This is a genomic window from Luteolibacter flavescens, from assembly GCF_025950085.1.
GTDB lineage: Bacteria > Verrucomicrobiota > Verrucomicrobiia > Verrucomicrobiales > Akkermansiaceae > Haloferula > Haloferula flavescens.
Window position 1 is genome coordinate 258130 of the sequence record NZ_JAPDDS010000005.1, and the last position, 24614, is coordinate 282743.

Below are 24614 nucleotides of genomic sequence, written 5' to 3' on the forward strand. Positions count from 1 at the left end.
TTGTGTCGACGGGACGTCGACTCGCCTCATGCGGATACAAAGAGCCCGGGGTCGCGTTTCGCTTGCCCCGGGCTGTTTCATTTCCGCCCTTGTCACGGGCGGGAGAGAGGATGGTTCAGCCGTTCAGCTTTGCCAGCGACTTCGGCAGGAAGACGCCGTCCTTGCGGATGACCTTGCCGTCGAAGCGGATCTCGCCGCCGCCGTAGTCCTTGCGCTGGATGTTCACCATGTCCCAGTGGACCTGCGAGCGGTTGCCATTGTCGGCGTCCTCGTAGGCCTGGCCGGGTGTGAAGTGGAAGGAGCCGCCGATCTTCTCGTCGAAGAGGATGTCGCGCATCGGGTGCTTGATCGCGGCATTGTAGCCCAGTGCGAATTCGCCGATGTAGCGCGCGCCCTCGTCGCTATCGAGGATCTTGTTGATCTCCTTCGTCTTGCCGGGGGACTCGGCCTTGACGATCTTGCCGTTCTCGAAGGTCAGTACGATCGAGTCGAAGGGGATGCCCTGGTAGATCGTCGGTGCGTTGTAGGAGATCACGCCGTTCACCGAGTTCTTCACCGGGGCGGTGAAGACTTCGCCGTCCGGGATATTGTGCGTGCCGGCGCAGACGATGGCCGGGATGTCCTTGATGGAGAATTTCAGGTCGGTGCCCGGGCCGGTGATGTGCACCTCGTCGGTGGCATCCATCAGCTTCTTCAGCGCGGTCGCGGCGGGGACCAGCGACTTGTAGTCCACGAGGCAGACATCGAAGTAGAAGTCCTCGAAGGCCTCCGTGCTCATGCCCGCCTGCTGGGCCATGGACGGGGTGGGCCAGCGCAGCACGCACCACTTGGTCTTCTTCACGCGGTGGTCGATGACCGGGCGCAGGTGCTTCATGGCCAGCTTCATGTTTGCCGCCGGGACGTCGCTGCTCTCGGCGATGTTGTGGCTGCCGCGCACGGCGATGTAGGCGTCCATGTCCTTCATCTCCGCGAGGAGGTGCTTCGACATGACCTTGTACTGCTCGTCTTCCGCGCCCTTTTGCATCTCGCGGGTCAGGCGCGAGCTCTGGATCTTCACGAAGGGCAGAGCGCCCTTTGCCCGCGCTTCGCGGATCAGCGCGAGGCCGATCGAGTCCGGCACGTCGTAGAGATCGAGGAGGACCTTCTCCCCTTTTTTCAGCGAGGTGGAGTAGCGGACAAGTTGGCGGGCGAGCTGGTCGATACGGGCGTCGTGCATGCGAGTAGAGGAAAGTGGCAAAGCGCGGGGTGCCAAGTTCCAAGTGGCGGGACCGGGCGATTCGGAGCTTTGTTTTTCAGTCGCTTGCCCGATGCTCGACGCGTGCCACGCGTGAACAGGAATTTCTGGTGGGTCCTCGGCACCGTGCCCGTGGTGGCGGTGCTTGCGGCCTTCGGTCTGCGCATCCATGGCGTCCAGCGCGATGTCGGACGCTGGCAGGAGTACCAGAGGGCCAGCGCCGCTGCGGGGGAAGACCTGGGCATCGCAAACTGGCTGCCTGCCCCGGTGGCGGAGTCGGACGACCTGATGAAGCACCCGTGGATGGTGGGATTCCTTTCGTCGGAAACATCACCCGAGGCGAAGGTGGTGGCCTCCATGCAACCGGAAGCCGTGCCCGGTCTGGAATACTATGAGGTCCCCGCCTACGCGACCTCGTGGTTCGACGGCAAGGTGGCCGAGATCGACCGCGTCCTGGATCTCGGAGGCAAGGAGTGGGAGCATCTCAGGGGCATCCACGATGCCATCGCCCGGAGCGGCTGCACGGTGCCCATCGATCTCGAGCGTCCGATGGAGTCGGCCGGAGGGTCATGGACGCGGCTGAGTGCCGTGAGCAAGGCGCTCGCCTTGCAGGCGGACGCGGCCATTGCCTCGGGCAAGGAAGATGCGGCCGTGGCGACCATCGAGTCGATCCTCCGGCTTGGCGGCCATTTCGCCGGAAAGAATAGCCTGATTTCCACGATCATCGGTGCGGGTGCCGAGGCCCAGGCACTGGGGCTCATCGAGCTCGGGCTGGCCCGCCATGCCTTCTCTGAAAACGGGCGGAAGCGATTGCTCGCCGCGTTGCCGACGCGAGACCTGCCGCGACAAATGGCGACGGTGATGCGGGTGGAGCGTGGGATATTCCTGAAGGAGATCGCCCCTCTTGCCAAACTGCAACCCGCTGGCTCGGTGAAATCACTCCGCGGTTTTTTCTATCCGCCCGAGCGGGTGGTCGCGGCTAACTCACTCTTCTATTGCGAGACTCTCGATGCGGTCCTGACGCCACCGCTGTCCCGCGAGACCTGGGATCGGTTTGAAGACGTGGTTAGGGCCCAAGAAGCGAAATACGACCCTGATGGGTACGTTATCGCAGGCGGCGTGTTCCGGCTATTTGGCGGTGTCGGCAAGAGCCTGATGTTCCAGGAAGCGGAGGAGATGGATCTCATCCGCCGTCGGCTGGCCGAGTAGCTCTCGGCTGAAAGTTCACGCTTTACTCAAGCACCTCCAGCTTCAGTCCATAGGGCACGAAGCGCTCGAAATCGCCGTGATTTCTCGTGGCAAGCGTTGCCCCGGTGGCGATCGCGCTCGCGGCGATCATGCAGTCCGCGTGTGAACCGCGCCGCCGTCCGCCGAGATTGAAGAGCCGCGCGGCCTCCTCGCCATCGCGCCAGGTGAAGTCGGCGATGTTTTCATCCAGCACCGCGAAGGCCGCTTCCTTCTGCTCGTGCGAGAGCGGGCCATTGCAGAACTCCGACCACGCAATGGCACTGGTGCCCACCTGCCTGCCTGACTTCAGCCACTCGCGCAGCCGTCTGCCGCCATCCGAGCCCATGGTCGCCAGCTCGACGAGGAAGTTCGTATCGAGGTGGATCATGCCTCCCACCAGTAGCGCTTGGCATCCCGCTCCTCGCGGATGGCGGACTTGAAAGCGTCGCTCTCCGCCGAATCCAGCCCGCCACGCTTTTGCAGCCATTCCAGCGCGGCGAGAGGCGACAGGCGATGGTCCTCGCGGTCGGATTCCTCCTTCAGCTTGCGCACCGCGCGACGCATCACCTCGGACTTCGAGATGGACTCGCGCTTTGCCAGCTCATCCAGCAGGCCGAGCGTCACGGTATCCAGCGACATGCTGGTCCGCACGAGCCGGGGCGAATAGGAAGCCATGTGGTAATTTATTACCACATTTCCGCCGCGCGTCAATCCTTGCCCCTTTTCGCCGCGCCGCACTTCTCACTTGGAAGTTCCTCCCCGGCCATCTGTCTTCCCCGCATGCGCCTCGGTATCCTCGGCTCCGGTTCCGGTTCGAACATGCAAGCGATCCTCGATGCGATCGCCGCGGGTACCTTGGACGCGGAGATCGCGCTGGTGCTTTCCGACAATCCGGAGGGCTACATCCTGGAGCGCGCGAAGAAGGCGGGCATTCCCACCGGGCTGATCGATTGCCGCGGCTTCAAGACGAAGTTCCCGGATGAGGCGCAGGCCGAGACCGTCGCCGCCCTGCAGGCCGCGGGCGTGGACCTGATCTGCCTCGCGGGCTTCATGCGGCTGGTGAAGGCCCCGCTGCTGGCGGCCTTCCCGGACCGCATCCTGAATATCCACCCGGCGCTCCTGCCCGCTTTCCCCGGCGTCGCCGCCTGGAAGCAGGCCATCGAGGCAGGCGCCAGCGAGTCCGGCTGCACCGTTCACTACGTGGACGATGGCATGGACACCGGCCCGGTGATCCTGCAGGCGAAAGTGCCCGTTTTCCCGGAAGACACCGCCGAGACGCTCCACCAGCGCATCCAGGTGGAGGAGCACCGGCTCTACCCGGAGGCCATCCGGAAGGTGGCCGACACGCTCGGACTGTGAGATCCGTCGGATTTCTAACGCCTTGAAAGCTCCCCGCGCGGTCGCTAGCGTCCGCCGCCCCAGCCACCATGCCCAAGGTTTTTATACGCACCTACGGTTGCCAGATGAACGAGCGCGACTCCGAGCAAGTCGCGCAAATGTTCACCGAGGGCGGCTACACCGTCACCGGTGAAGAAACGGACGCCGACGCCATCCTCGTGAATACCTGCTCCGTGCGCGACCAGGCCGAGCAAAAGGCGCTCGGCAAGATGGGCAGCATGGGCAGCTACCGGCGGAACAAGCCGCACGTCGTCTTCGGCTTCATGGGCTGCATGGCGCAGAGCCGCGGCCCGGAACTCTTCGAGCGTATCCCGCACCTCGACGTGGTGGTGGGCACGCAGAAGTATCACAAGGTCTTCGACTACGTGGACACCATCCTCCAGCGCCGGCTCCACCGCCGCATGGATGAGCTGGAGCTCTCCCTGACCGGCGAGAGCGTCTGCGATGTGGAGGAGGAAGCAGGCTCGCAGAATACGATCCGCGACCACATCCCGAAGGACCTCAATGCGTCCGCCTTCGTCTCCATCATGCAGGGCTGCAACATGCGCTGCTCCTTCTGCATCGTGCCGGACACGCGCGGGAAGGAACGCGGCCGTCCGATCCCGGAGATCGTCGAGGAGGTGAAGCGCCTCCGCGACCACGGGGTGAAGGAGATCACGCTGCTCGGCCAGATCGTGAATCTCTACGGCCGCACCGAATTCGAAAAGGTCGATGGCAAGTCGCCCTTCGTTCAGCTCCTCGAGGCGGTGCATGCGGTGGATGGCATCGAGCGCATCCGCTTCACCTCGCCGCACCCTATCGGCTACCGCGACGATCTCGTGGCCGCCTTCACCTATCTGCCGAAGCTCTGCTCGCACATCCACTTCCCCATGCAGAGCGGATCGGACCGCATCCTGAAGCTGATGCGCCGCCCGTACAAAAACCAGAAGTTCGTCGAGATCTGCGAGAAGATGAAGGCCGCGCGGCCCGGCATCGCCATCACGACGGACATCATCGTCGGCTTCCCCGGCGAGGAGGAGGAGGACTTCCAGGCCACGGTGGATACCGTGCAGCGCCTGCAATTCGACAATGCCTTCGTCTTCCGCTACTCGAAGCGGAAGGACACCCCGGCCGCCGAGATGGACGGCCAGCTCCCCGAGCGCGTGAAGGAAGAGCGGAACCAGCGCCTGCTCGACGTGGTGAACGAGATCGCCAAGGCCAAGCACCAGGCCCTCGTCGGCACCGTCCAGCAGGTCCTCTGCGAAGGCCCGTCGAAGACGAACAAGCAGCGCCTGACCGGCCGCACCGTCACGAACAAGATCCTCATCTTCGACGGTGACGCCCACAAGCTGACCGGCCAGTTCCTCGACATCCGCGTCGAGGAAAGCACCGGCTTCACGCTCTACGGCAGCGTCATCTGAGGGCGGCTTTTTTCCCGCGTCTGGTCCACCGGCACCGGCCCCTGCTCACCGGGAGCGCGTGGACCGGGAGGACCGGCGGCACGCACCCCCGGCGGGTGGGGACTCCGTGGACCTCTGGTCATGAGCAGTGACACAGCCACGAAACCCCACCGAAACCGTCAGGGCCGGAAATCTTCTGGTGGAGGCGCAGGCTTCCCCATCATGCCGTGGGCCCCGTGGGTGAGCCCCAGCAGGCCGGGGAGGTAGCCCCAGGCGGAGCAGATGGGCCGGGAGAGCCAGCGGAAAAGCGGCGGTGGCAGGCTGATCTGGACGGACTTCCCGTCAGCCGCCTCGGCGCCGGTCCGGCGGGGATCCGCCGGACCGGGACGAGTAGCGCCCGTTGGATCGAACCATTTCATCCGAGGGGGGGCATTGGAGAGAACGCATGAGCCGGTCCCGTCCGCATGAACAGTCCCTGGGAGGGGAAAAGATCGGGACGGTTCTGGGTGGATCGGTTCATGCGCACGATCAGGATGGGGAGGGGATACCTGAGTCGCCGGGGATCATCCAAAGTAGATCTACGTAGCGCCATAGGGATAGTACCCGAGTTGGCATGGGAGAATTTCCCATAATGCGCGACTGGCTCTTGCGTATGAACCCGTGTTAGGGAGACTCGCGAGATGAAACTCTCCCTAGTGTGTCGTGCCAGCTTGCTCCTTTCCGCCGTCCTGATGACGCGGAGTTACGGGCTTGGCATCGAGTTCACCTATCACGATCCCGAGGTGCTTGCACGCGGAAATGCGGGCGTGGCGTCGAATGGCAATGCGTCCGCCGTTTACTACAATCCCGCGATGCTCGGCTCGGGCGAGGGCTCGGACCTGCTGCTCACGGGATATGTGCTGGACTACAAGGTGGCCCACACCGGCCCGGCAGGCCACACGGACCTGAAGGACGGCCCGGCGGTGGCGGCCAGTGCCTTCGCCTCCACACCGCTCAGCGACCGCGTGACGCTCGGCCTCGGTCTCTACTCTCCCTTCGGCCAGAAGAACGAGTGGCCGGACAATTCCCCGCTGCGTGCCTACGCGACGGAGACGGAGTTGCTTTTCATGGCGGGCACCGCCGCGCTGGGGATCGAGGTCACGCCGTCCTTCCGCCTCGGGCTCTCCGTGAGCGCGGTGGAAAGCACCGCGGATATCAACCGCGGGCTCTTCGTCCCCGGGGACACGTTTTCGGTCGAGGGCGATGGCCAGGGCTGGGGCGTCGGAGGTGGCTTCATGTGGGAGCCGCTGGAGGGCCACCGCATCGGCGGCACGGCGCGTTACTGGTCCCCCGTCACCTACAAGGGTCACAGCACCACGGCGCTGATCTTGCCCGCTCCGGGCGTGGCGATCAGCCCGGTGAAGTCCGAGCTGGAGTTCCCGTTGGAGGCCACCGTCGGCTATGCGTGGACGCCGAATGAGAAGTGGCTCTTCGAGGTGGACGTGACTTTCAATGACTGGTCGTCCTTCGAGAATTTCACCCTGGAGCAACCGGGCGGCACCATCGTGGAGCCGATGAATTGGGAAGACAGCTATGTCATCGCCGCCGGCGTGACCCGCAAGTGGGCGTCGGGCTGGTGGGTCGGCGGAGGCTACTGGTTCGCCGAGAAGACGACGCCGGATGCGAACTTCAACCCGCGCCTGCCGGACGTGGACCTGCATGTCGTGAGCATCGGCACCGGCTATCGCACGGAGTGCTGGGCGGCGGACTTCACCTATCAGTACGGCTACGGCGAGCCGCGCCAGATCACCGGCAGCGCGCCGACCCTCTCGGGTGCGAGCGCGGATGGAAAGATGACCTATCGCGCGCACGGCTTCTCCGCCGGGGTACGATGGTTCTGGTAGTTCGGTTTTTCATGCATGAGCGATCCCTTTGACCACTGGATGCCTTTCAGGCGGCGCGATGGAGCGTGGGATGGCTCCCGTGTGAGCGACCGCATTCGCAGCGAGGTCATCGTGCCGCTGGAGGCACTGGTGGAGCGCGTGAATCACCCGCGCGCGGAGATCCCGGACGGCCCGCGCCAGTCGCTGGAGAATGTCTTCGCCTCGGTCAGCGAGAGCTTTGCCGCCACGGATCACGCCGGGGCGGTGGAGTCGCTGGACCAGGCGTGGCACGGCTGGGAGGTGAAGCTGCAGGGCTTCACCCGCGGCGGTGGCGAGATCTCGATGAAGCGGCTGGGCAAGGTGCCGGACATCGGGCGCGAGGCATCCCGCCAGCTCTATCTCGCGGTGCGCGAGGCGATCGGGAATGCGATGAAGCACGCCGTGGCCGGTCGCATCGAGGTGCTGATGGTTCCTTGGCAAAAGGGCTGCGCGGTGACCGTGGCGGACAATGGCCGCGGCATCTCCCCGACGAAGGCGGGCGGCATCGGCATGGAGACCATGCGCCGCCGCATGGCGCGCTGCGGGGGCGAGGTGCTGGTGCATCCCATCGAGGGCACGGTGATCGAGTTCCGCTTGCCCGCGCCGACGCGCACGCTGTGGGAGTGGCTGCTTTCCAGCGGGCGTCTCGACCGTGGTGTCGCGGCGGGCCGCGCGGAGGAAGTCACCGGCCGCTGGCAGGAGCGCGTGGAGCGTTTCGGCGGGCTGGAGGCGATCTTCTCGGAATGGCCGGTCGCGGCGGGATGGATCGAGTCCCGCCTGCCGGAGGCGCGGCGGGCCCCCGATGACCTGGCGAAATTTTCCGAATGGCTGGATGCCGAGCTGCGGCACATCGGCGCGGGTGAAGTGACCGAGACCGAGAGCGGCACGGACCGCGTGCGCTGCCGCGTCTCATGGCAGGGCGAGGTGGATCCGCTGCACTGGCTGGAGCTCGGGCTGGTGGCCCTGCTCGCGCGCCCGGTGGTGCTGCGCGTCACCGGATCGACGAGCCTGGAGCTGATCGCGGCGCGCAGGCCGGACCAGCTTCCCGCGGCGGCGAATGCAGGGTCCTTCGCCTCGCTCGTCCACAATACCTGGGCCGGTGGCCTGCCGGCGGCTCGCGATGACTTCTCCTCGTATCTCCATGACGTGCTGGCGCAGGAGCTGGTGGCGGAGTCGATGCGCTGGGAGATCACGCGGGAAAGCTGCCCGCCCGGCCCGCTGCGCGCGCGCTACGACCAATGCCAGCACGAGCTGCAACGCATCGCCGTGCTGGCGCGTGGGCTATCGCACGAGCTGGCGGACGGGTGAGGCAAAGGAGGCGGGAGTCAGCCGTCAAAGCCCGCATCCACGAGCAGCCCGCGGCCGGTGGCGGCGGTCACGGCGAGCACGTCGCAGCGCTCGTTTTCCTTGTGGCCGGCGTGGCCGCGCAGCCACTTCCAAGTCACCTTGTGGGTCTCCGCGACGGCGGCGAGGCGCATCCAGAGGTCTTGGTTTTTCACCGGGCCATTGCTCGCGGTGCGCCAGCCTTTTGCCTTCCAGCCCTTGATCCAGTTCTTCGTCATCGCGTCGATGACGTAGCGGGAGTCGGACAGCAGCTCGATCTCGCACGGTTCCTTCAGCGTCTCCAGTGCCACGATGGTGGCGAGGAGTTCCATGCGGTTGTTGGTCGTGCGAGTGTAGCCCTTCGACAGCTCCAGCCGGTGGCGGCCGCAGACCATGACGATGCCGTAGCCGCCGGGGCCGGGATTGCCCTTGCAGGCACCGTCGGTATGGATGACCACGCGTTTCATTGGGCGGGCAAGGGGTAGGCGGCAGGCGGCCCGATGCAATTCGAAAAGCTGCCAAGGCTTCCCTGAAATGAGGCGGACTGGACGGAGGGGATTCGCGGTCAGTTGCCAAGGCCGGGTCGCCGGGGCCGGGCATGATAGAGATTCCTCTTTTTCCGATAGGAGGGAGTTGATAGGGGATGAGACGGATGGCAGTTCGTTTTCCCAAGAAGGCGGTTGCATGGCTGCCGCTTGCCTGCCTTCTGGCGCTATTGATGGTGCTGTCGTGGGACCGGGCATCGGAGTCATCCGCCTCGTCGGACGGGACAGCGGACAAGGGCGGCAATGGCTTGGCGTCCCGTCTTCAGGAGAGCAGGCGCGAACGCCCTGCGGCCAAGCGCAACCGCTCCCTGAGCGAAGCCATGGGAGGATCACCGGAAGACGTGATCGAAGAGAATCTCTCCGCCGCGCAGATCCATGCCTTCGTGAGCGGGCGGAACAGGAGCATGGAGTCGCTCCTGTCTGCCTTCCGGCTTGGCGGCGGGAAGGCTTACCTCGAGGAGGCCTTGGAGAGATTTCCGGATCATCCGCAGGTCATCTTCGCAAGCCTGTCCGAGGCGCATGATCCAGCGAAGCGGCTGGCCGTCCTAGAGAATCTCAAGCGGGTGGATCCCGGCAACGCGCTGGGCTACTGCCTGTCGGCACGCGGGCTACTTGATCTCGGCAAGAAGGACGAGGCGCTCGCGGAGCTGCGGCAGATGGCAGGCAAGCCGGTGAACGACTTCACGGTGGCGAACGCGCAGAGCGACGAGGAGGCCTATCTCTCGTCGGACTATCCGGCTACAAAGGCAAAGATGGCGGCGCTCTTTGGGTCCACCAAAACCGAGATCCTCCGGCTCCGGAATCTGGGCGACAGCATGGCAAAGCTGCAGGCCGAGTATGAGTCGGCGGGAGACAGCGGGTCTGCGCAGGAGGTGCGCGACCTTCAGATCGGCCTCGGGCGGCAGCTCCAGAACAGCGGCACGATCGTGGACGCGCTGGTAGGGATGGTGGTCGAAAAGAGCGCTCTTGCGGGTCTCGATTCCGCGGAGTCGCAGGCGCGGCTTGAGGAGATGGCCCGACAGAAGGAAACGCTGACCGGAAACGCGGAGCGGATCATGGCCCTGATGGGCGATCCCGCGGTGGAGGAGGGTGACTGGTCGCTTTTCTTCGACCGCGCAAAGCTCTTCGGTGCAGCTGCCGCGAACGACTGGATGCTGGAGAAGTATCCGGGGAAGTGAGCGGGGGAAATGGACAGCCCTCCGGTTGACACCGGGTAGGGTCGCAAGCTTCCACCTCCCCCTGCCGGGGCGACGCAGTCGCCCCGCTACGAAAGCAAATCAGATCACCCCGAGCTCCTTGCCTGTCGAGACGAAGGCCTCGATGCCCTTGTCGAGCTGCTCCTTCGTGTGGGCGGCGCTGATCTGGGTGCGGATGCGGGCCTTGCCCTGCGGGACCACGGGGTAGAAGAAGCCGATGGCATAGACGCCCTTTTCCAGCAGCTTGTCGGCGAATTGCTGGGACAGCGCGGCATCGCCGAGCATGACCGGGGAGATCGGGTGATCCTTCCCCGCGATGGTGAAGCCGGTGCTGGCCATGGCGGTGCGGAAGTAGTCGGTATTCGTCTTCACGCGGTCGGCGAGTTCGGTCGAGGCTTCCAGCATTTCGAAGACCTTCAGCGATGCGGCCACGATCGGCGGGGCGATGGTGTTCGAGAAAAGATACGGGCGGGAGCGCTGGCGCAGCAGGTCGATGATCTCCTTCTTGCCGGAAGTGTAGCCGCCGGAGGCACCGCCGAGTGCCTTGCCGAGCGTGCCGGTGGTGAGGTCGATCTTGCCGAAGAGGCCGCAATGCTCGTGCGTGCCGCGGCCGCGCGCGCCGAGGAAGCCGGTGGAGTGGCAGTCGTCGAAGTGGACCAGCGCGTTGTACTTCGCGGCCAGTTCGTGGACCTTGCCGAGGTCGCAGATGATGCCGTCCATCGAGAAGACGCCATCGGTGGTGATCAGCTTGAAGCGCGCTCCGGCCGCATCGGCTGCCTGGAGCTGGGCCTCGAGGTCCGCCATGTCATTGTTCGCGTAGCGGAAGCGCTTGGCCTTGCAGAGGCGCACGCCATCGATGATCGAGGCGTGGTTCAGCGAGTCGGAGATGACCGCGTCCTGCTCGGTGAGGAGGACTTCAAAGAGGCCGCCATTCGCGTCGAAGCAGCTCGGGTAGAGGATGGTGTCCTCGGTGCCGAGGAATTCGCTGATCTTTTCCTCGAGCTGCTTGTGCAGCGTCTGGGTGCCGCAGATGAAGCGCACGCTGGCCATGCCGAAGCCCCAGCGGTCGAGGGAGGCCTTGGCGGCGGCGACGACTTCCGGGTGGTCTGCCAGGCCGAGGTAGTTGTTCGCGCACATGTTGATCACCTCGCGGCCGTCCTTCAGGCGGACGGTGGAGTTTTGCGTGGAGTCGATCAGGCGCTCGCGCTTGTAGAGGCCGGCGGATTCGATTTCGGAAAGCGTCGTGCGGAGGTGATTGGCGAGCGCGTCGGAGAACATGGCGGGCTTTGTCTAGCAGGGATCGTGTCAGAGGGAATGACAATGATGCGCAGGGGATTTGCGGAATTGGCGGAAATTTCCTCGCGCGGAAATGAATGCGGAAAGCCCCCTCTGCGTTTAGTGGGTTTGCCCATTTGATGATGAAAATCCGAACAATCTTGCTGCTGGGGTGGCTGGCCGGTCTCGTGACGGCCGCCGGACAAGAGAAAGAGGCCGAGTCTTCCAGCCCGCCGGTAGGCTCTCTGGGAGAAAAGATGCCGGAGGGAGGAAAGCCGCTGCGGATCAGGATCGAGACCTGGGAGGCACCGGCGCTGGAGATCACCCGGCGGCTCGACGACGTGCGCGACGCGGCAGCCTTGGCGAAACTGCGTGCGGAATGGTTGGCCGGAGCCCCTGGAGTGACTCTCATTAATAGCCCGGTGCTGGCGATCGATGCTTCGAAGAGGGAATTGATGGAGAGCATCACCGAGCGGATCTACCCCACGGAGTACGAGCCACCCTCGCTGGGAGGCCACGGTGCCATGCAGGAAAGGAAGGAGCCCCCGGAGAACTGGGTGGAGGTGATCGAGCGAATGCTGACGGATGTCGTGCCGACGTCGTTCGAGACCCGGAATACCGGCATTACCTTGGAGGTGGCGGTTGATCCCGTTAAGGGGGAGGAGAAGATTTGGAATGTTGCGGTCAACTTGGAAGACGTGCAACTGGTGGGAAAGGATGTGTACGCCAATGCCCCGGCAGACGTTGCGATGCCGGTTTTCGCCACTTTCCGATCCACCGGGGGTGCCCGCTTGGAGGAGGGCAAATGGAGGCTGCTCGGTGCTCAGGAGCCTCCGAGAGGTATGGAGGGCAAGTCGTCCGACAAGCGCTGGGTCACGCTGGTCCGGATCGATGCCGATGAATGAGAAACCTTTTCCCAATAACCCATGAAAACCCGAACGATACTGATGTCCGCGTGGCTGCTCGGCCTTGCGGTGGTGGCTGGTGAGGAAGCAAAGCAGCCGGAGGCTGCCGCGCCGCCGAAGCCGGAGATCGAGATGGCCCCGGAGGACACCGAGGCCCTCGACGGCTCGACAAACGACCCCTTCGCACCCGGCGGGGTCTTCGGATATCAGGCGAAGATCCCCGCCCAGCGAGGGAAGGAGGCCCGCCAGGCGCTGCAACTCCGGCTGGAGGTGTGGGACATCGCGACGAAGAAATTGGCCGGGCAGGTCGATGAAGTCCATGCACCGGGGGATCTGGCGACGCTGCGGAAGGACCTGCTGGCGGATGATTCCTCGATCCTCATCCACTCCTTCCTGGCGGCGACGGACGAGAAGTCCCGCACCTTGAACGAATCGATCCTGGAATTCATCTACCCGACCGAATACGAGCCTCCCGTGGGGCCGCCCAGCCAATCGGCTGAAAGGAGCGAGCAGCAGACGAAGGAAACTGCAGCCTGGCAGCGCTGGCTGGATGCGGCGGGTAAATATTCCGTCCCGACTTCCTTCGAGACCCGCAATACGGGAGCGACCCTGGAGGCGGTGGTCCAGCCCGTGCAGGTGGAGGAAAAGACCTGGGACGTGAGCCTGGCCTTCGACTCCGTGTCGCTGTCCGGGATGATCTCCTACGGTGCCGATGATTTGTTGATCGAGATGCCCGCCTTCTCCTCCATCCGGACGAGCGGGCTGATCCGGATGTGTGAGGGCGAGTGGCGGATCAAGGCGATCCAGGAAGCGCCGCGCACCTCCGATGGCAAGGCCACGGGACGAAGCTGGCTCACGCTCGTGCGCGTGGATCGCGCACGATGAGAAACGGTGGTCCGGGGGGAGGATTCAGACCTCCTTCTCGGGCGCGGCCGGTGTCGGTCGATTGGGCGAGGGCGGACCCGGGCGATGGAGCGGCGCTCCTTCCGGTCGCGTCGGCTGGGGCAGCCGCGTCGCGGAGACGGGGCGGGGTCCACCGGTCGCCAACATCACGGGCCGGGGTGCGACGGGCAGGCCGGACTCGCGCAGCTCCCACTGCCGGGCGCTGATGCGGATGATGAGCCATGCCGCGCCGATGCCTGCCGCCCAGCCGAGCACGGGGATGAAGGCGGAGTCGGATTGGTAGGTCATGGCGATATTGTGAAGCATCAGGCTGACCCACCAGACCGCGATCACATAGCCGGTGTACTTCGGCGGTCGCGGGCGGAAGGTGCCGTCGGCGATTTCCTTCACCATCATGGCGGGCAGGACCCAGTTCGCCACCGGGACGAAATGGCTGCCCACCGCCCAGCCGGGCGAGGTGGAGGAGTGGGGATTGATGATCTTCGTATTCGACGCGACCCGGTAGATCCAGACCAGGTAGGTGACCATCGCCCCCAGCAGGGTCGTCAGGATGGAGAGGGCGATGAAGATCAGCCATCCCGGGTGGCCCACCTCCACCATCCGCAGGGTCAGGGTCAGGCAATTGAGCGAGATGAAAGAGATCGCCGCCCATCCCCAAGCGCGCGGGTCCTTGATGCGCAGCTCCCGCGGCTGGCCCGGGAATCCGCCGGGAAGCCCGGGCGGAGAGCTCCCGGAAGCCGGGGGAAGATAGGGATTCGGATCGGTATCGGACGACATGGGAGGTAATCGCATCGCAACAGAATCCGGACCGGCTGGCGAAAAAAAACCGCCCCTGAGCGGGAGCTCGGGAGCGGCTTGTGAAATCGGAGAATGCCGGGGCGGCTTGCTTACTTCGTCTTCGCCACAGTCTTGAGGGCGTCCTTGAATTCATCGCTGGCCGGGTTGCCCTGCCAGACGAGCTTGCCGACTGGGTTCGCTGACGTCCGCCTTTGCCAGCGCCGCGGCAGTGCTCGTCTGCAAGGCGGTCACCGCCCGTACCAGCAGGATGGCGACGAGAAAAAGCGCGATGACAAAGGCTCGCGCAGTGGCCCAGATCAATGCCTCCGTTTCAGACTTCCGGCCAATGTTTGCATCGTCGGCGCTGCCGATGATCACGCACAAGATCCACAGGGTCCACCAGGACCGCAGCAAGAAATCCGGCGGTCCCTCGCGGAGCGTCGAGGCGCGCACGATATCGCGCATCGCCACGAATGGCTTCCAAAGGCAGGCGATGGGAACGAAGTACCAGCCAACCGACCAACGCGGGGTATAGTGGAGGACGGATTGCTTCACCTGAAAGCCCGCTCGTGTGCGCATGCGGCTGACTTCCGCGAAGAGCCAAGCATTCTTTCCGGAGCGAACGATCCAAGTTCCGAAGAGGACCAGACAGGGAATTACTGCCGAAATCCCGGTGTAAGACAGGTAACTGTCGGCGGACGTCGGTCGCATCGCTTCCTCTCCGTTGTTTCCCAGCAAATGAGCGAGATCCCGCGCTCCGATCCAGAGATGGTGAGCGATGCTGAGAAACAGCAGGCCGATCAACCAAGCGGCGAGGCGACGATTGTCGCGATACGGGCCATATTTGCCCATGACCTCCGGAGCCGAGCCGATCGGTGACTCCGCGATTATGGCGGGTGTGGCGTATGGGTTGACCTCTTCGGAGTCCATGAAAAGCGGAGGTTGGAGGGCTGGCCGCAGTCACGACACGAAAAAACGCCACCCCGGAGGGACCGGAGCGGCGTTGGGAAAGTGAAAATCAGGCGCGGCTTACTTCGTCTTCGCCACGGTCTTGAGGGCGTCCTTCACGGCGTCCTCGAATTCATCGCTGGCCGGATGGCCGTGCCAGACGAGCTTGCCATCGGTGCCGAAGACCATGGCGTGCGGGATGCCGTCGCTCGGCACCGGGCCATTGCCACCGGCCATCACGGGGTATTCCACGCGGGCGGGCTTCAGCAGCTTGAGGATCTGCTCCTTCGTGCCGTTCTGGCGCTCCAGTCCGACGACCACGAGGCCCTTCTTGTCGTAGCGTTTCGCGAGCTTGGCCATGTCGGGCAGGCTGGCGATGCAGGGGCCGCAATTGACGCCCCACTCCTCGACGACGACGACCTTGCCTGTGAGGGCGTCCTTGTCGAAGGAGGCACCGTTCACAACTTCAGCCCATTTCACCTGGCTGACGGAGGCATCCGGCACGGAGGCCTTGTCCTTGTTCTTCTTGTCCGCGGCGAAGGCCGGGAGGGCGAGCGCAACGAGTGCGATCAGGGCAGGGATAGCTTTCATAGGCAGAGACGTATCAACGTCCTATAACGTCACCGATCCCGCATCGATTCAAATTTTTGTGATCTGCCCGCAGATTCCCGGGATATCGGGCGGTTTTCCGGGGGCGATTGTCATGTAATCGCTTGGTCTTGCGGTGGCACGGCATCCCGCCGCATGGTGCCCGGGAGATGAGAAATGATGCCGTCCGCGAGCTCTTCCGTGAGCAGGGTGCCTTGCTCGGGCTGATCGTGGTGATGTTCGGGATCTTCTTTTTCCAAGAGGTGCAGGGCTGGGAGTGGTATTTCCCCTTCATGGCCATCCCGGCGGAGATCAGTGGGAGCTGGCAGAACCTCCGGGAAGGGACAGCAGGGATCGCGGATTACAAGGCCTTCGGCACCTTGATCACCTATGCCTTCCTCCATGCCGACCCGGAGCACATCGTGTACAACATGCTTTTCCTGTGGGTCTTCGCCGCGCTGGCGGTGGAGCTGCTGGGGGTGCGCTGGATGTTCGGGATCTTCGTCTTCACCGCGGTCAGCGGCGGGATCTTCGATGTGGTGCTGAATGCGAACAGCCCGGTGCCCATGCTCGGCGCGTCCGGGGCCTTGATGGGCTTCGAAGGAGCCTACCTCGGGCTGGCGACCCGCTGGGCGCTGCCGGAGCCGCACATCTGGCCGATGGCCCGCCCGGTCTCGCCCGGCCAGCTCGCGTTGATCGGTGTGCTCGGCGTCGCGATCGACTACACCTCGCTGATGAGCCATGCGCCGGGGAATGTGGCCTACGGCGCGCACATCGGGGGCTTCGTCGGCGGGCTGGTCCTGACGGCTCTCGCGGCTCCCCGCCCGCGGGGTGCGACCGCCCACCAGCGCTGACGGCGGCCTTTCTAAAAGTCCCTCGACCGGCTGGGGTTACGGTGTTAGAGGGAGAATGCTATGAAAACGTTCATCCTGGTCCCACTGGGCGTGATTCTGGCTGTCGCCGGAAGCTCCTGCTCCTCCACCTACGCCCCGGGCTATCAGGCCGCGGGATACAGTCCCCGCGATGCCTACTATCGCGGTCATGTGGATGGCAGCGGAGACCGCCTCCACGGCAAGGCCTACGATCCCCACATCAATGAGGACCGCACCCTGCCCGGGGCCTTCCGCAAGGACTACGTCTGGGGCTACAATGACGGCTTCCGCAAGCCCGCCGGCTATGGTGGCGGGAAATAGGCGGGCGTTTCTATGAGGCCGCTGCCTGCCTGACGGGCACCGAGAAGACAGCCAGGGAAAAATTCCGGAGTTAAACCGTGAAGAACGCTTGTTAAGTCGGCGCTTTGCATGGCAAAGCAACGCGCATGACGACCCACCAGGAAGCGGCAGAGCAGTTGCGCGTGATCCGCACGATGATGGAACGCGCCACCATCTTCCGCGCGCTTTCCGGTGAGGCTGCCCTGATTGGCGGCGCGATGTCCCTCGCGGCCGGGTGGATCTCGGAAGACCGCCACGGATGGAAGTGGGGAAGCGTGTGGCTCGGTGGGCTGGCGATCGTGCTGGTCTTCGCCATCTGGCAATTGCTGAGGGCGGCCCACGCGCACAAGCGTATCGTCTGGTCGCACGGGCTCAAGGTGGCCTTGCGCGGGGCGACGCCGTCGCTGGTGGTCGGAGGCTTCGTCGGGCTGCTCTATCTGAGGTCCGGCATGCCGGGGGCCGAGATGCTCTCCGCGTGTTTCTGGATCCTCCACTACGGGCTCGCGCTGCTGGCCATCCGTGAGTTCGCGCCCAAGTCGATGATCTGGCTGGGCCTTGCCTTCCTCATCGTCGGTCTCGCAGCCCTGGCCGGGATGACGCTTTTCCAGACGATGCAGCCGATGCTGGCGAAGGTCGGTGCCTCCGGACTGATGGCCATCACGTTTGGAGGCTTCCACTTGCTTTACGGGGCCGCCATCGTCACCACCACCCGCCGCGACGGGCCGGGCGCATGATCGACTTTTCCAAACTCGACAAAACGATTCACGAGAAGGGGCGGCTCGGCATCATGACGCTGCTCGCTTCCCGCGTGGAGCCGTGGCCTTTCCAGGACCTGAAGGGCGAGTTGGACATGAGCGACGGGAACCTGATCACCCACCTCCGCACGCTTGAGCAGGCCGGCTATATCTCCGGCGAAAAGCACACGGGAGACGGCCGCCCGCAGACACTCTACACGCTGACGAAGCCGGGCCGGAAGGCCTTCGAGGACTACCTGGGCATCCTCGAGCAGATCCTCCACCTGGGGAAATGATGAAGCGCGGGCGGTGGTGGCGGCGGGTCGTGCAGGCGGTCGCCATCGGCGGGCTCGCCATTGCCTGGGCCGGGCTGCTGTGCCGCGGGCAGGATGGCACGGCCATCACCGCGACGCTCCACTACGGGACGTCCTGGCTGCTGCGCTTAGCCGCCGGGGTGCTGGCGGTGTGTGCGCTCCGGCATTGGGGATTCCGCGTGATGGCGGGGGGCTGCGTGCTCGTCGCGCTGCTGGAGGGCTGGCATTCGTGGCGTCTCGATAGCGAGCCTTCCCCGACTCCGGGCGAGATCACGGTGTCCGTGTGGAATGCAGGGCGGGACCTTGACGGAAATCCCGCGGCGTGGCCCGCCGTGGGCCAGGCAGACGTGTCCGGCGTCATCGAGTGCGGCAGCTTCAGCGCCGCGGAGTGGCAGGGCTTCACGGCGGCGAACCCGGGGCACGAGTGGCGGCGCTTCGACGGAAGTACGATGCTCGGCGTACGTGGGAAGATCCTCTCGCACGAGTCGCTGGGGGATTGGCCGCTCTACCGCTGCCACCGGGTGAGGGTGATGCTGGCGGACCATGGCGAGATGACGGTGGTGATCGTGGATATCCGCTCCCAGCCATGGTTGTCGCGCGAGCCGGCGATGGCGGGCATCCTGCGGGCGGCGGCGGGTGATCCGCGGACAATCATCCTGGGCGACTTCAATACACCGCCGGAGTCGCGGTGGTTCCGCCCGTGGCGCGAGCACGGCCTCTCGCTTGCGAATGACGGCCCGCGCCGCGGCTTCCGCGAGACGTGGGCATACGGCGCGCCCTTGCTCACGCTGGACCACATCTGGCTGGGAGCGGAGTGGCAGCCGCGGTGGGTCGCCCGGAGCAGCCACGGCTCCGATCACTCGATGGTGACGTGCCGGATGGTAGGGCGTTGAGAGACGGTCGGCTGGCTTGCATGCCCGGCGTATCGGCGCATCCTGTGGGCATGCCCCTTTCCGCAGTGATCTTCGACTTCGACGGCGTGGTGATCGACTCCCACGAAGCCCACGAGCGCTCCTGGTTCATGCTCGCGGAAGAACTCGGCCAGACGCTGACCCGCGAGACCTTCGTCTCCACCTTCGGCCAGCGGAACGAGAGCATCCTGCCCTTCCTCGGTTGGGCGGAGGAAGGAGACGCCGCGGGCATCCAGCTGCTCGGCGACCGGAAGGAATCGCTCTATCGCGAGATCCTCCGCGCCGATGGCATCCAGCCCCTGCCGGGCGTGGTGGCGCTCCTGGAGGATTTGAAGGCAAATGACATTCCCTGCGCGATCGGCACGTCCACGCCGCGGGCGAATGTCGAGTGCGTGCTGGAACTCACCGGCCTCGGTGGATTCTTCCACGATATCGCCGCCTCGGAAGATGTCTCGCGCGGCAAGCCTGACCCGGAGGTCTTCCTGAAGGCCGCCGCCAAGCTCGGTGCCGATCTGGCGTCCTGTGTGGTCATCGAGGACGCGCACGTCGGCATCCGCGCGGCGAAGGCCGCCGGGATGAAGTCGCTGGCCGTGACCACCACGCATCCCGCCGAGTCGCTGGAGAAGGAAGCGCCGGACCGCATTGAGGCGTCGCTGGAGACGGTGGACGTATTGTTCCTGCGCGGTCTTTGGTGAGGGGGCTCAGTCGCTCTTCCCCGCCTCGCTTAACTCCATGTCGAGGTCGCGCGCGAATTTGCCCAGGCGGTAGATTGTGTCCGCCATGGCATACTCACTCGGCATGTTCCGGAGCTTTGGGATCAGGATTGAGCCGAGCGTGATCGCGATCAGGACGACGGCGGCGAAGAGGATCTTCAGCAGCCGTTTCATGGTTTTCCCAGACTGGGTTGTGTCGACGGAACGTCGACACTCCCAAGTGCAAGTTCAGCGAGCTGAGATCACTTCGCGGATCACCTCGGGATGATGCTTGGCCACGGCGAGGAGAGTTCTTGCGGCTCCGCTTGGTTGCCCGGTTCCGCGTTCCCATTTCCGCACGGTTGCCACGGATACTCCGAGGAGTTCGGCGAAGTCCGGTTGGGTGAGATTCAAGTCGTGCCGGATCTTTGCCGCTTCGGTCTTGGCCTTCCATGCACGGGCTTGTTTGAGGCGGTAGGACTCGGGATCGATCACGACGCGCTGGAGAGTGCCATCGGGCAGGCGCTTGACCTCGCGGACGCGGGCAGGAGCGATCTCACCCCGCTCCACGGAGCGCACCTCTTGGAGGACTTCCTTCATCTCGTTCTTCTTCATGGGTCGAGTTCGGTGAGGATTTGTTCCACTTCGGCTTTGGAAAGATTCTCTTGGTCTGACTTCTCGTAGATCCGGCAAAACTGAATTTTCTCCGGATCGACATACCAGTAGTAAATGACACGTGATCCTCCGCGTTTGCCTTTGCCGCGGCTGGCCACACGGATTTTTCGCAGTCCCCGGGAGCCGGGAATGATCGCCCCGGCATCCGGTGAATCCATCAGCAAATCTTCCAGCGCGATCAACTCATCCTCGGTCAGAATATCGAAGACCTTGCGGGCGAACGCGACCGATTCCGTGAAGATCACACGGAGGAGAATAGTTCAGGCGACTCCACTCTCCAATGGAAATTGATAAAAATTATCAGAATCCAGAAGTGCGAAAATTCGTCACGCCTCTTCCTTCCGTTCCCGTGAGAAGACCGCGTAGACCGCGGGGACGACGAAGAGGGTGAGGAGGCCGGAGAAGATCAGGCCGCCGGCGACGGCGATGCCGAGGGATTGGCGGGAGCCGGCGGAAGCGCCGAGCGACAGGGCGATGGGGGCCACGCCGAGGATGGTGGCCATGCTTGTCATGAGGATGGGGCGCAGGCGGGCGACCGAGGCGTCCAGCACGGCATCCAGTTTCTTCAGGCCCTGCTCCTTCCGCTGGTTGGCGAATTCCACAATGAGGATGCCGTTCTTCGTGACGATGCCGACCAGCATGATGATGCCGATCTGCGAGAAGACATTCAGCGTCTGGCCGGTGACCTGCAGCGTGAGGAAGGCACCGGCCAGCGACAGTGGCACGGTGAGGATGATGATGAAGGGATCGATGAAGCTCTCGAACTGCGCGGCGAGTACCAGGTAGATGATGATGAGCGCGAGGCAGAAGGCGAAGAGCAGGCTGGACGAGCTCTCGGCGAAGTCGCGCGACTGTCCGGCGAGCGCGGTGCGGAATCCCTCGGGCAGCACTTCACCCGCGATGCGGTCCAGCTCGGCGATGCCGTCGCCGATCGTCTTGTCGGGCGCGGGCGAGCCCTGGATGGTCGCGGAGACCGCTCGGTTGAAGCGGAAGATCGCGGCCGGGCTGGCCGATTCGTCGAACTGCACGAGGTTGTCCAGCGAGACCATCTCGCCGCTCTTCGAGGGCACGAAGAGCTTCTTCAGGTCGCCGGGGTCATTGCGATCCTGGCGCTGCATCTGGCCGATCACTTGGTACTGCTTGCCGTCCTTCAGGAAGTAGGCGAAGCGACGGCCGGAGTAGGCGAACTCCAGCGTGCGCGCGATCTGCTCCACGGAGATGCCGAGCTCGGCGGCCTTGTTCCGGTTGATGGAGATCACGCCTTCGGGGCGGTTCACCTTCAGGTCGGCGTCGATCTGGCGGAGCACCGGGCTCTTGTTCGCCTCTTCCAGGAATTTCGGCAGCACCTCGATCAGCGCGTCGAGATTCGGCGCCTGGAGCACATATGCCAGCGGCTGTCCCCCGCGGCGGTCGCCGATGGTCGGCGGCTGGGTGGCGAAGGCGCGCACGCCGGTGAACTCGCCCATGTCATCCATGATCTGCCGGTGGATCTGGTCCTGGCTGCGGGTGCGGTCCTCCGGCGGCTTCAGGTAGATGTTCTGCGTGGCCACGTTCGCCTCGGTACGGCCCATGCCACCCATGATGGTGAAGGTCACCTGCGTCTCCGGGATGGTGTCGTCCACGTAGGTGGAGATCTTGTCCATCCAGCTCTCGGTGAATTCAAAGCTGGAGCCCTCCGGCGCGGTCACGCTCACGCGGATGTTCTCGCGGTCTTCCAGCGGGGCAAGTTCGCGCGGCAGGGACTGCGCGAGCATCACGATGAGCACGGCATTCCCCGCGAGGACGAGGAAGGCCACCCAGCGGAATTTCAGGAAGAGCCCGAGCGAGCCGCGGTAGCTGCGGGTGAGCAGCGTGAAGAAGGGCTCCGTGAGGCGGTGGAACCACCCCGGCTTGTGCTGCTTTAGCATGAAGCGGCACATCATCGGCGACAGCGTCAGCGCGACGAAGGCGGAGACCAGCACGCACCCCGCGAGCGTGATGCCGAATTCACGGAAAAGCCGGCCGGTCAGGCCGGAGAGGAAGATGATGGGCAGGAAGACCGCCGCGAGCGCGATGGTCGTGGAGATGACCGCGAAGTAGATCTCGCGCGATCCCTTGATCGCCGCCTCCAGCGGAGCCATGCCGTCCTCGATCTTCGTGTAGATATTCTCCAGCACCACGATGGCGTCATCGCAGACGAGACCGATGGCCAGGACGATGGCGACCAACGTGAGCACGTTGATCGAAAATCCCGCCACATACATGATGAAGAAGCCGGCGACGATGCAGACCGGGATGGCGATGACCGGGATGACGGTGGAGCGCCAGTCGCGGAGGAAGAGGTAGATGATCAGCGCGACGAGGCCGAAGGCGATGAAGAGCGTCTCCTCCACCTCCGCCACCGAGCGGCGGACGAAGCGCGTGAAGTCGTAGCCGACATCCAGCGTGATATCGGACGGCATCTCCTTTTTGACCTGCTCGAAGCGCCTGTAGAATTCATCGGTGATCGCGATGGCATTCGTATTCGGCTGCGGGATGACGGCGACGCCGATGGAGTAGACGAGGTCGCGCTTCGTGCCGGTGCGCAGGTTCTCCGCGCCGAGCTCGGCATAGCCCACGTCGCGGAAGTGGATCTGGCGACCGTTCTCTTCCTTGATGATGAGATTCTCGAAGTCCTCCGGCGTATTCAGCCGGCCGAGCGTGCGGAGGGACAGCTCCGTGGTGGTGCCCTCGAGGCGGCCGCTGGGCAGATCGACGTTCTGCGCGTCGAGCGCGTTCTGGACATCGATGGGCGTCACGCGGTGGACGGCCAGCTTCACCGGGTCCATCCACAGCCGCATGGCGAAGCGCTTCTCGCCCATGATGCGGACGGACGAGACGCCGGGGATGGTCTCCATGCGCTCGCGGATCAGGCGGTCGGCGAGGTCGCTGACTTCCAGGATGGAGCGCTGGTCGCTACGGACGGAGAGGAAGAGGATGGGCTGCGAGTCGGCGTCCGCCTTTTCCACCACCGGCGGATTTGCATCCACGGGCAGGTTTCTCACGGCGCGCGAGACGCGGTCGCGGACGTCATTCGCGGCATCGTCCAGATCGGTATCGAGCGTGAATTCCACCGTGATGGTGGAGCGCTCCTCACGGGACTCGGAGGTCATCGTGCGGATGCCCGCGATGCCATTGATGACGGCCTCCAGAGGCTCGGTGATCTGAGAGGCAATGACCTGCGGATTCGCGCCCGGGTAGTTCGTCTGGATGGTGACGATCGGCGGATCGACCGCCGGATACTCGCGGACCCCCAGGAAATAGAAGCCGGTGATGCCGAAGAGCAGGATGACGAGGGACATCACCGTGGCGAGCACGGGACGCTTGATGCTGGTCTCGGCTAGACTCACGGCTGGACGGCTTGGACGGACACGCCGGGGCGGAGGCGCAGCAGGTTCGTGGTGAGGAGTTGGTCGCCCTCATTCAGTCCGCGCAGCACCTGGACCTGGCCCGAGGTGCGGATGCCGATCTCGATGTCGCGGAATTCGGCCTTGCCGTCCTTCAGCACGTACACGCCCTGACCCTTCGACGAGGGCACCACGGCCTGGCTGGGGATGGCGTAGCCGTTCTCGATGGTATCGAGCTGCAGCGTCACCTCGGCGAAGCCCCCCGGCAGGAGGCCCTGCGGGCTGCTGCAGATGCCGCGGACCTGCAGGCTGCGCGTGGCCGCCTCCACGGCGGGCTCGATGACTTCCACCTGACCCTCGAATGCCTTCGCATTCCCGGAGACGGTGAAGGTGAATTTCTGCCCCGTCTTCACCTCGCTCGCGTAGCGCTCGGGCAGAGGGAAATCGACCTTGATGTGGGAGAGGTCCTGCAGGGTCATCAGCACGGTCTCCGGCTTCACCAGCGCGCCCTCGCTCACGCGGCGGATGCCGGTCCTCCCGGCGAAGGGAGCGAGGATGCGGGTCTTGGAAAGCTCGACCTGCTTGGTGTCCTTCTGCGCCTTGAAAATGTCGTACTCGGCCGCGGCGAGGTCGTAGGCCTGACGGCTGATCGCCCGCTGCGGCAGCAGGGAGTCGGTGCGGGTCTTGTTCGCCTCGGCCAGTTTCAAACGAGCGTCGATCTCCGCCAGCTCGGCAGCGAGGTCGCTGTCATCCAGCACGAAGAGCACGTCGCCCTTTTCCACCTGCGCGCCCTCGTGGACCTCGATCTTCGCGAGCCGCTTCGTCAGCTCGGGCACGATGTCCACGGATTCGTTCGCACGCAGGGTGCCCACGGTCTTCACCGTGTTTGCCATGGGGGTCTCGATGACGCGGAAGACTTCCGCGGCGACCGGGGCGGCAGGCCCCTTGGCCTGGGCGAAGAGCGATGCCGGTGCGAGCAGCAGCGAACAGGCGAGCAGTCTGGTGATGGGTTGCGGCATGCGACGTTCGGGCCGGTGAGAGACGGAAGCGGGTCAATCCTTCCCTGAAACTCTCACCGGGGTGTGAGCCTTTCGCCGATCTTGATTTTGGCAA

At 64.6% G+C, this 24614-nt stretch carries 28 protein-coding genes; 14 read left to right on the forward strand and 14 right to left on the reverse strand.

The window, feature by feature from the left end; all coding sequences use genetic code 11:
- Positions 1-115: 115 nt before the first annotated feature.
- The gene (locus OKA04_RS11025; protein ID WP_264501216.1) at positions 116-1216 is read right to left on the reverse strand and encodes an aminopeptidase; all 1101 of its coding nucleotides are present in this window, start codon (positions 1214-1216) and stop codon (positions 116-118) included.
- Between the two features lie 84 nt (positions 1217-1300).
- On the opposite strand from OKA04_RS11025, the gene OKA04_RS11030 reads away from it, so the two are divergent.
- Entirely contained in the window at positions 1301-2443 is a 1143-nt protein-coding gene (locus tag OKA04_RS11030) for a hypothetical protein (protein ID WP_264501217.1), read from the forward strand.
- Between the two features lie 22 nt (positions 2444-2465).
- Here the strand turns inward: OKA04_RS11030 and OKA04_RS11035 are convergent, their stop codons facing one another.
- Together OKA04_RS11035 and OKA04_RS11040 are read right to left on the reverse strand one after the other, a co-directional pair.
- Positions 2466-2849, reverse strand: a complete 384-nt coding sequence (locus OKA04_RS11035) for a type II toxin-antitoxin system VapC family toxin (protein WP_264501218.1) — start codon at positions 2847-2849, stop codon at positions 2466-2468.
- On the reverse strand, positions 2846-3136 hold the full coding sequence (locus OKA04_RS11040; protein ID WP_264501219.1) for a ribbon-helix-helix protein, CopG family: 291 nt from the start codon (positions 3134-3136) through the stop codon (positions 2846-2848). Before OKA04_RS11040 ends, OKA04_RS11035 begins: the two co-directional genes overlap by 4 nt.
- Positions 3137-3241: 105 nt before the next feature.
- On the opposite strand from OKA04_RS11040, the gene purN reads away from it, so the two are divergent.
- Both purN and miaB read left to right on the forward strand, forming a co-directional pair.
- Positions 3242-3820 (forward strand): phosphoribosylglycinamide formyltransferase, encoded by a 579-nt coding sequence (purN, locus tag OKA04_RS11045; RefSeq protein ID WP_264501220.1) that lies wholly within the window; start codon positions 3242-3244, stop codon positions 3818-3820.
- 68 nt (positions 3821-3888) lie between these two features.
- Complete coding sequence (gene miaB / locus OKA04_RS11050; protein WP_264501221.1) at positions 3889-5259, forward strand: tRNA (N6-isopentenyl adenosine(37)-C2)-methylthiotransferase MiaB; 1371 nt, start codon at positions 3889-3891, stop codon at positions 5257-5259.
- A 158-nt stretch (positions 5260-5417) separates the two neighbouring features.
- On the opposite strand, the gene OKA04_RS11055 is transcribed toward miaB, so the two are convergent.
- Positions 5418-5657, reverse strand: a complete 240-nt coding sequence (locus OKA04_RS11055) for a hypothetical protein (protein WP_264501222.1) — start codon at positions 5655-5657, stop codon at positions 5418-5420.
- 261 nt (positions 5658-5918) lie between these two features.
- Here OKA04_RS11055 and OKA04_RS11060 point away from each other — a divergent pair, with 261 nt between their 5' ends.
- Both OKA04_RS11060 and OKA04_RS11065 read left to right on the forward strand, forming a co-directional pair.
- On the forward strand, positions 5919-7121 hold the full coding sequence (locus OKA04_RS11060) for an OmpP1/FadL family transporter (RefSeq protein ID WP_264501223.1): 1203 nt from the start codon (positions 5919-5921) through the stop codon (positions 7119-7121).
- A gap of 15 nt (positions 7122-7136) precedes the next feature.
- On the forward strand, positions 7137-8447 hold the full coding sequence (locus tag OKA04_RS11065; RefSeq protein WP_264501224.1) for a sensor histidine kinase: 1311 nt from the start codon (positions 7137-7139) through the stop codon (positions 8445-8447).
- 17 nt (positions 8448-8464) lie between these two features.
- Here OKA04_RS11065 and rnhA read toward each other — a convergent pair whose 3' ends face one another.
- On the reverse strand, positions 8465-8929 hold the full coding sequence (gene rnhA, locus OKA04_RS11070) for a ribonuclease HI (RefSeq protein ID WP_264501225.1): 465 nt from the start codon (positions 8927-8929) through the stop codon (positions 8465-8467).
- Positions 8930-9114: 185 nt separating this feature from the next.
- Here rnhA and OKA04_RS11075 point away from each other — a divergent pair, with 185 nt between their 5' ends.
- On the forward strand, positions 9115-10185 hold the full coding sequence (locus tag OKA04_RS11075; protein WP_264501226.1) for a hypothetical protein: 1071 nt from the start codon (positions 9115-9117) through the stop codon (positions 10183-10185).
- A gap of 99 nt (positions 10186-10284) precedes the next feature.
- Here OKA04_RS11075 and kbl read toward each other — a convergent pair whose 3' ends face one another.
- Positions 10285-11481, reverse strand: a complete 1197-nt coding sequence (gene kbl / locus OKA04_RS11080) for a glycine C-acetyltransferase (RefSeq protein WP_264501227.1) — start codon at positions 11479-11481, stop codon at positions 10285-10287.
- Positions 11482-11576: 95 nt separating this feature from the next.
- Here kbl and OKA04_RS11085 point away from each other — a divergent pair, with 95 nt between their 5' ends.
- Positions 11577-12383 carry a hypothetical protein gene (locus tag OKA04_RS11085; protein WP_264501228.1) on the forward strand — a complete coding sequence of 269 codons (807 nt, stop codon included), beginning with the start codon at positions 11577-11579 and terminating at the stop codon, positions 12381-12383.
- A gap of 21 nt (positions 12384-12404) precedes the next feature.
- Positions 12405-13268 carry a hypothetical protein gene (locus tag OKA04_RS11090; RefSeq protein ID WP_264501229.1) on the forward strand — a complete coding sequence of 288 codons (864 nt, stop codon included), beginning with the start codon at positions 12405-12407 and terminating at the stop codon, positions 13266-13268.
- Positions 13269-13292: 24 nt separating this feature from the next.
- Here the strand turns inward: OKA04_RS11090 and OKA04_RS11095 are convergent, their stop codons facing one another.
- The 3 genes from OKA04_RS11095 to OKA04_RS11105 form a co-directional block, all read right to left on the reverse strand.
- Positions 13293-14063, reverse strand: coding sequence for a DUF4328 domain-containing protein (locus OKA04_RS11095; protein WP_264501230.1), 771 nt, complete (start codon positions 14061-14063; stop codon positions 13293-13295).
- Between the two features lie 150 nt (positions 14064-14213).
- Positions 14214-14993: a DUF4328 domain-containing protein gene (locus OKA04_RS11100; protein WP_264501231.1), complete on the reverse strand. Its 780-nt coding sequence runs from the start codon at positions 14991-14993 to the stop codon at positions 14214-14216.
- A 99-nt stretch (positions 14994-15092) separates the two neighbouring features.
- A complete protein-coding gene (locus OKA04_RS11105) occupies positions 15093-15602 on the reverse strand; it encodes a TlpA family protein disulfide reductase (RefSeq protein WP_264501232.1) in 510 nt (169 codons plus the stop codon).
- A gap of 167 nt (positions 15603-15769) precedes the next feature.
- Between OKA04_RS11105 and OKA04_RS11110 the strand changes: the two genes are divergently transcribed.
- The 6 genes from OKA04_RS11110 (at position 15770) to OKA04_RS11135 (ending at position 19464) form a co-directional block, all read left to right on the forward strand.
- Positions 15770-16453 (forward strand): rhomboid family intramembrane serine protease, encoded by a 684-nt coding sequence (locus tag OKA04_RS11110; RefSeq protein WP_264501233.1) that lies wholly within the window; start codon positions 15770-15772, stop codon positions 16451-16453.
- A 60-nt stretch (positions 16454-16513) separates the two neighbouring features.
- Complete coding sequence (locus OKA04_RS11115) at positions 16514-16792, forward strand: hypothetical protein (RefSeq protein ID WP_264501234.1); 279 nt, start codon at positions 16514-16516, stop codon at positions 16790-16792.
- Positions 16793-16917: 125 nt separating this feature from the next.
- Positions 16918-17544, forward strand: a complete 627-nt coding sequence (locus OKA04_RS11120) for a hypothetical protein (RefSeq protein ID WP_264501235.1) — start codon at positions 16918-16920, stop codon at positions 17542-17544.
- Entirely contained in the window at positions 17541-17840 is a 300-nt protein-coding gene (locus OKA04_RS11125) for a winged helix-turn-helix domain-containing protein (protein WP_264501236.1), read from the forward strand. Before OKA04_RS11120 ends, OKA04_RS11125 begins: the two co-directional genes overlap by 4 nt.
- Positions 17837-18751, forward strand: a complete 915-nt coding sequence (locus tag OKA04_RS11130) for an endonuclease/exonuclease/phosphatase family protein (RefSeq protein ID WP_264501237.1) — start codon at positions 17837-17839, stop codon at positions 18749-18751. The genes OKA04_RS11125 and OKA04_RS11130 overlap by 4 nt, the downstream gene beginning before the upstream one ends.
- A 50-nt stretch (positions 18752-18801) precedes the next feature.
- Complete coding sequence (locus OKA04_RS11135; protein WP_264501238.1) at positions 18802-19464, forward strand: HAD family hydrolase; 663 nt, start codon at positions 18802-18804, stop codon at positions 19462-19464.
- 6 nt (positions 19465-19470) lie between these two features.
- On the opposite strand, the gene OKA04_RS11140 is transcribed toward OKA04_RS11135, so the two are convergent.
- From OKA04_RS11140 to OKA04_RS11160, 5 genes are all read right to left on the reverse strand, one after another.
- Complete coding sequence (locus OKA04_RS11140) at positions 19471-19656, reverse strand: hypothetical protein (protein ID WP_264501239.1); 186 nt, start codon at positions 19654-19656, stop codon at positions 19471-19473.
- A 54-nt stretch (positions 19657-19710) separates the two neighbouring features.
- Entirely contained in the window at positions 19711-20076 is a 366-nt protein-coding gene (locus OKA04_RS11145; RefSeq protein ID WP_264501240.1) for a type II toxin-antitoxin system MqsA family antitoxin, read from the reverse strand.
- Entirely contained in the window at positions 20073-20381 is a 309-nt protein-coding gene (locus OKA04_RS11150; RefSeq protein ID WP_264501241.1) for a type II toxin-antitoxin system RelE/ParE family toxin, read from the reverse strand. The genes OKA04_RS11145 and OKA04_RS11150 overlap by 4 nt, the downstream gene beginning before the upstream one ends.
- Before the next feature lie 81 nt (positions 20382-20462).
- Positions 20463-23504 (reverse strand): efflux RND transporter permease subunit, encoded by a 3042-nt coding sequence (locus tag OKA04_RS11155; RefSeq protein ID WP_264501242.1) that lies wholly within the window; start codon positions 23502-23504, stop codon positions 20463-20465.
- A complete protein-coding gene (locus tag OKA04_RS11160) occupies positions 23501-24520 on the reverse strand; it encodes an efflux RND transporter periplasmic adaptor subunit (protein ID WP_264501243.1) in 1020 nt (339 codons plus the stop codon). Before OKA04_RS11160 ends, OKA04_RS11155 begins: the two co-directional genes overlap by 4 nt.
- Positions 24521-24614: the final 94 nt, after the last annotated feature.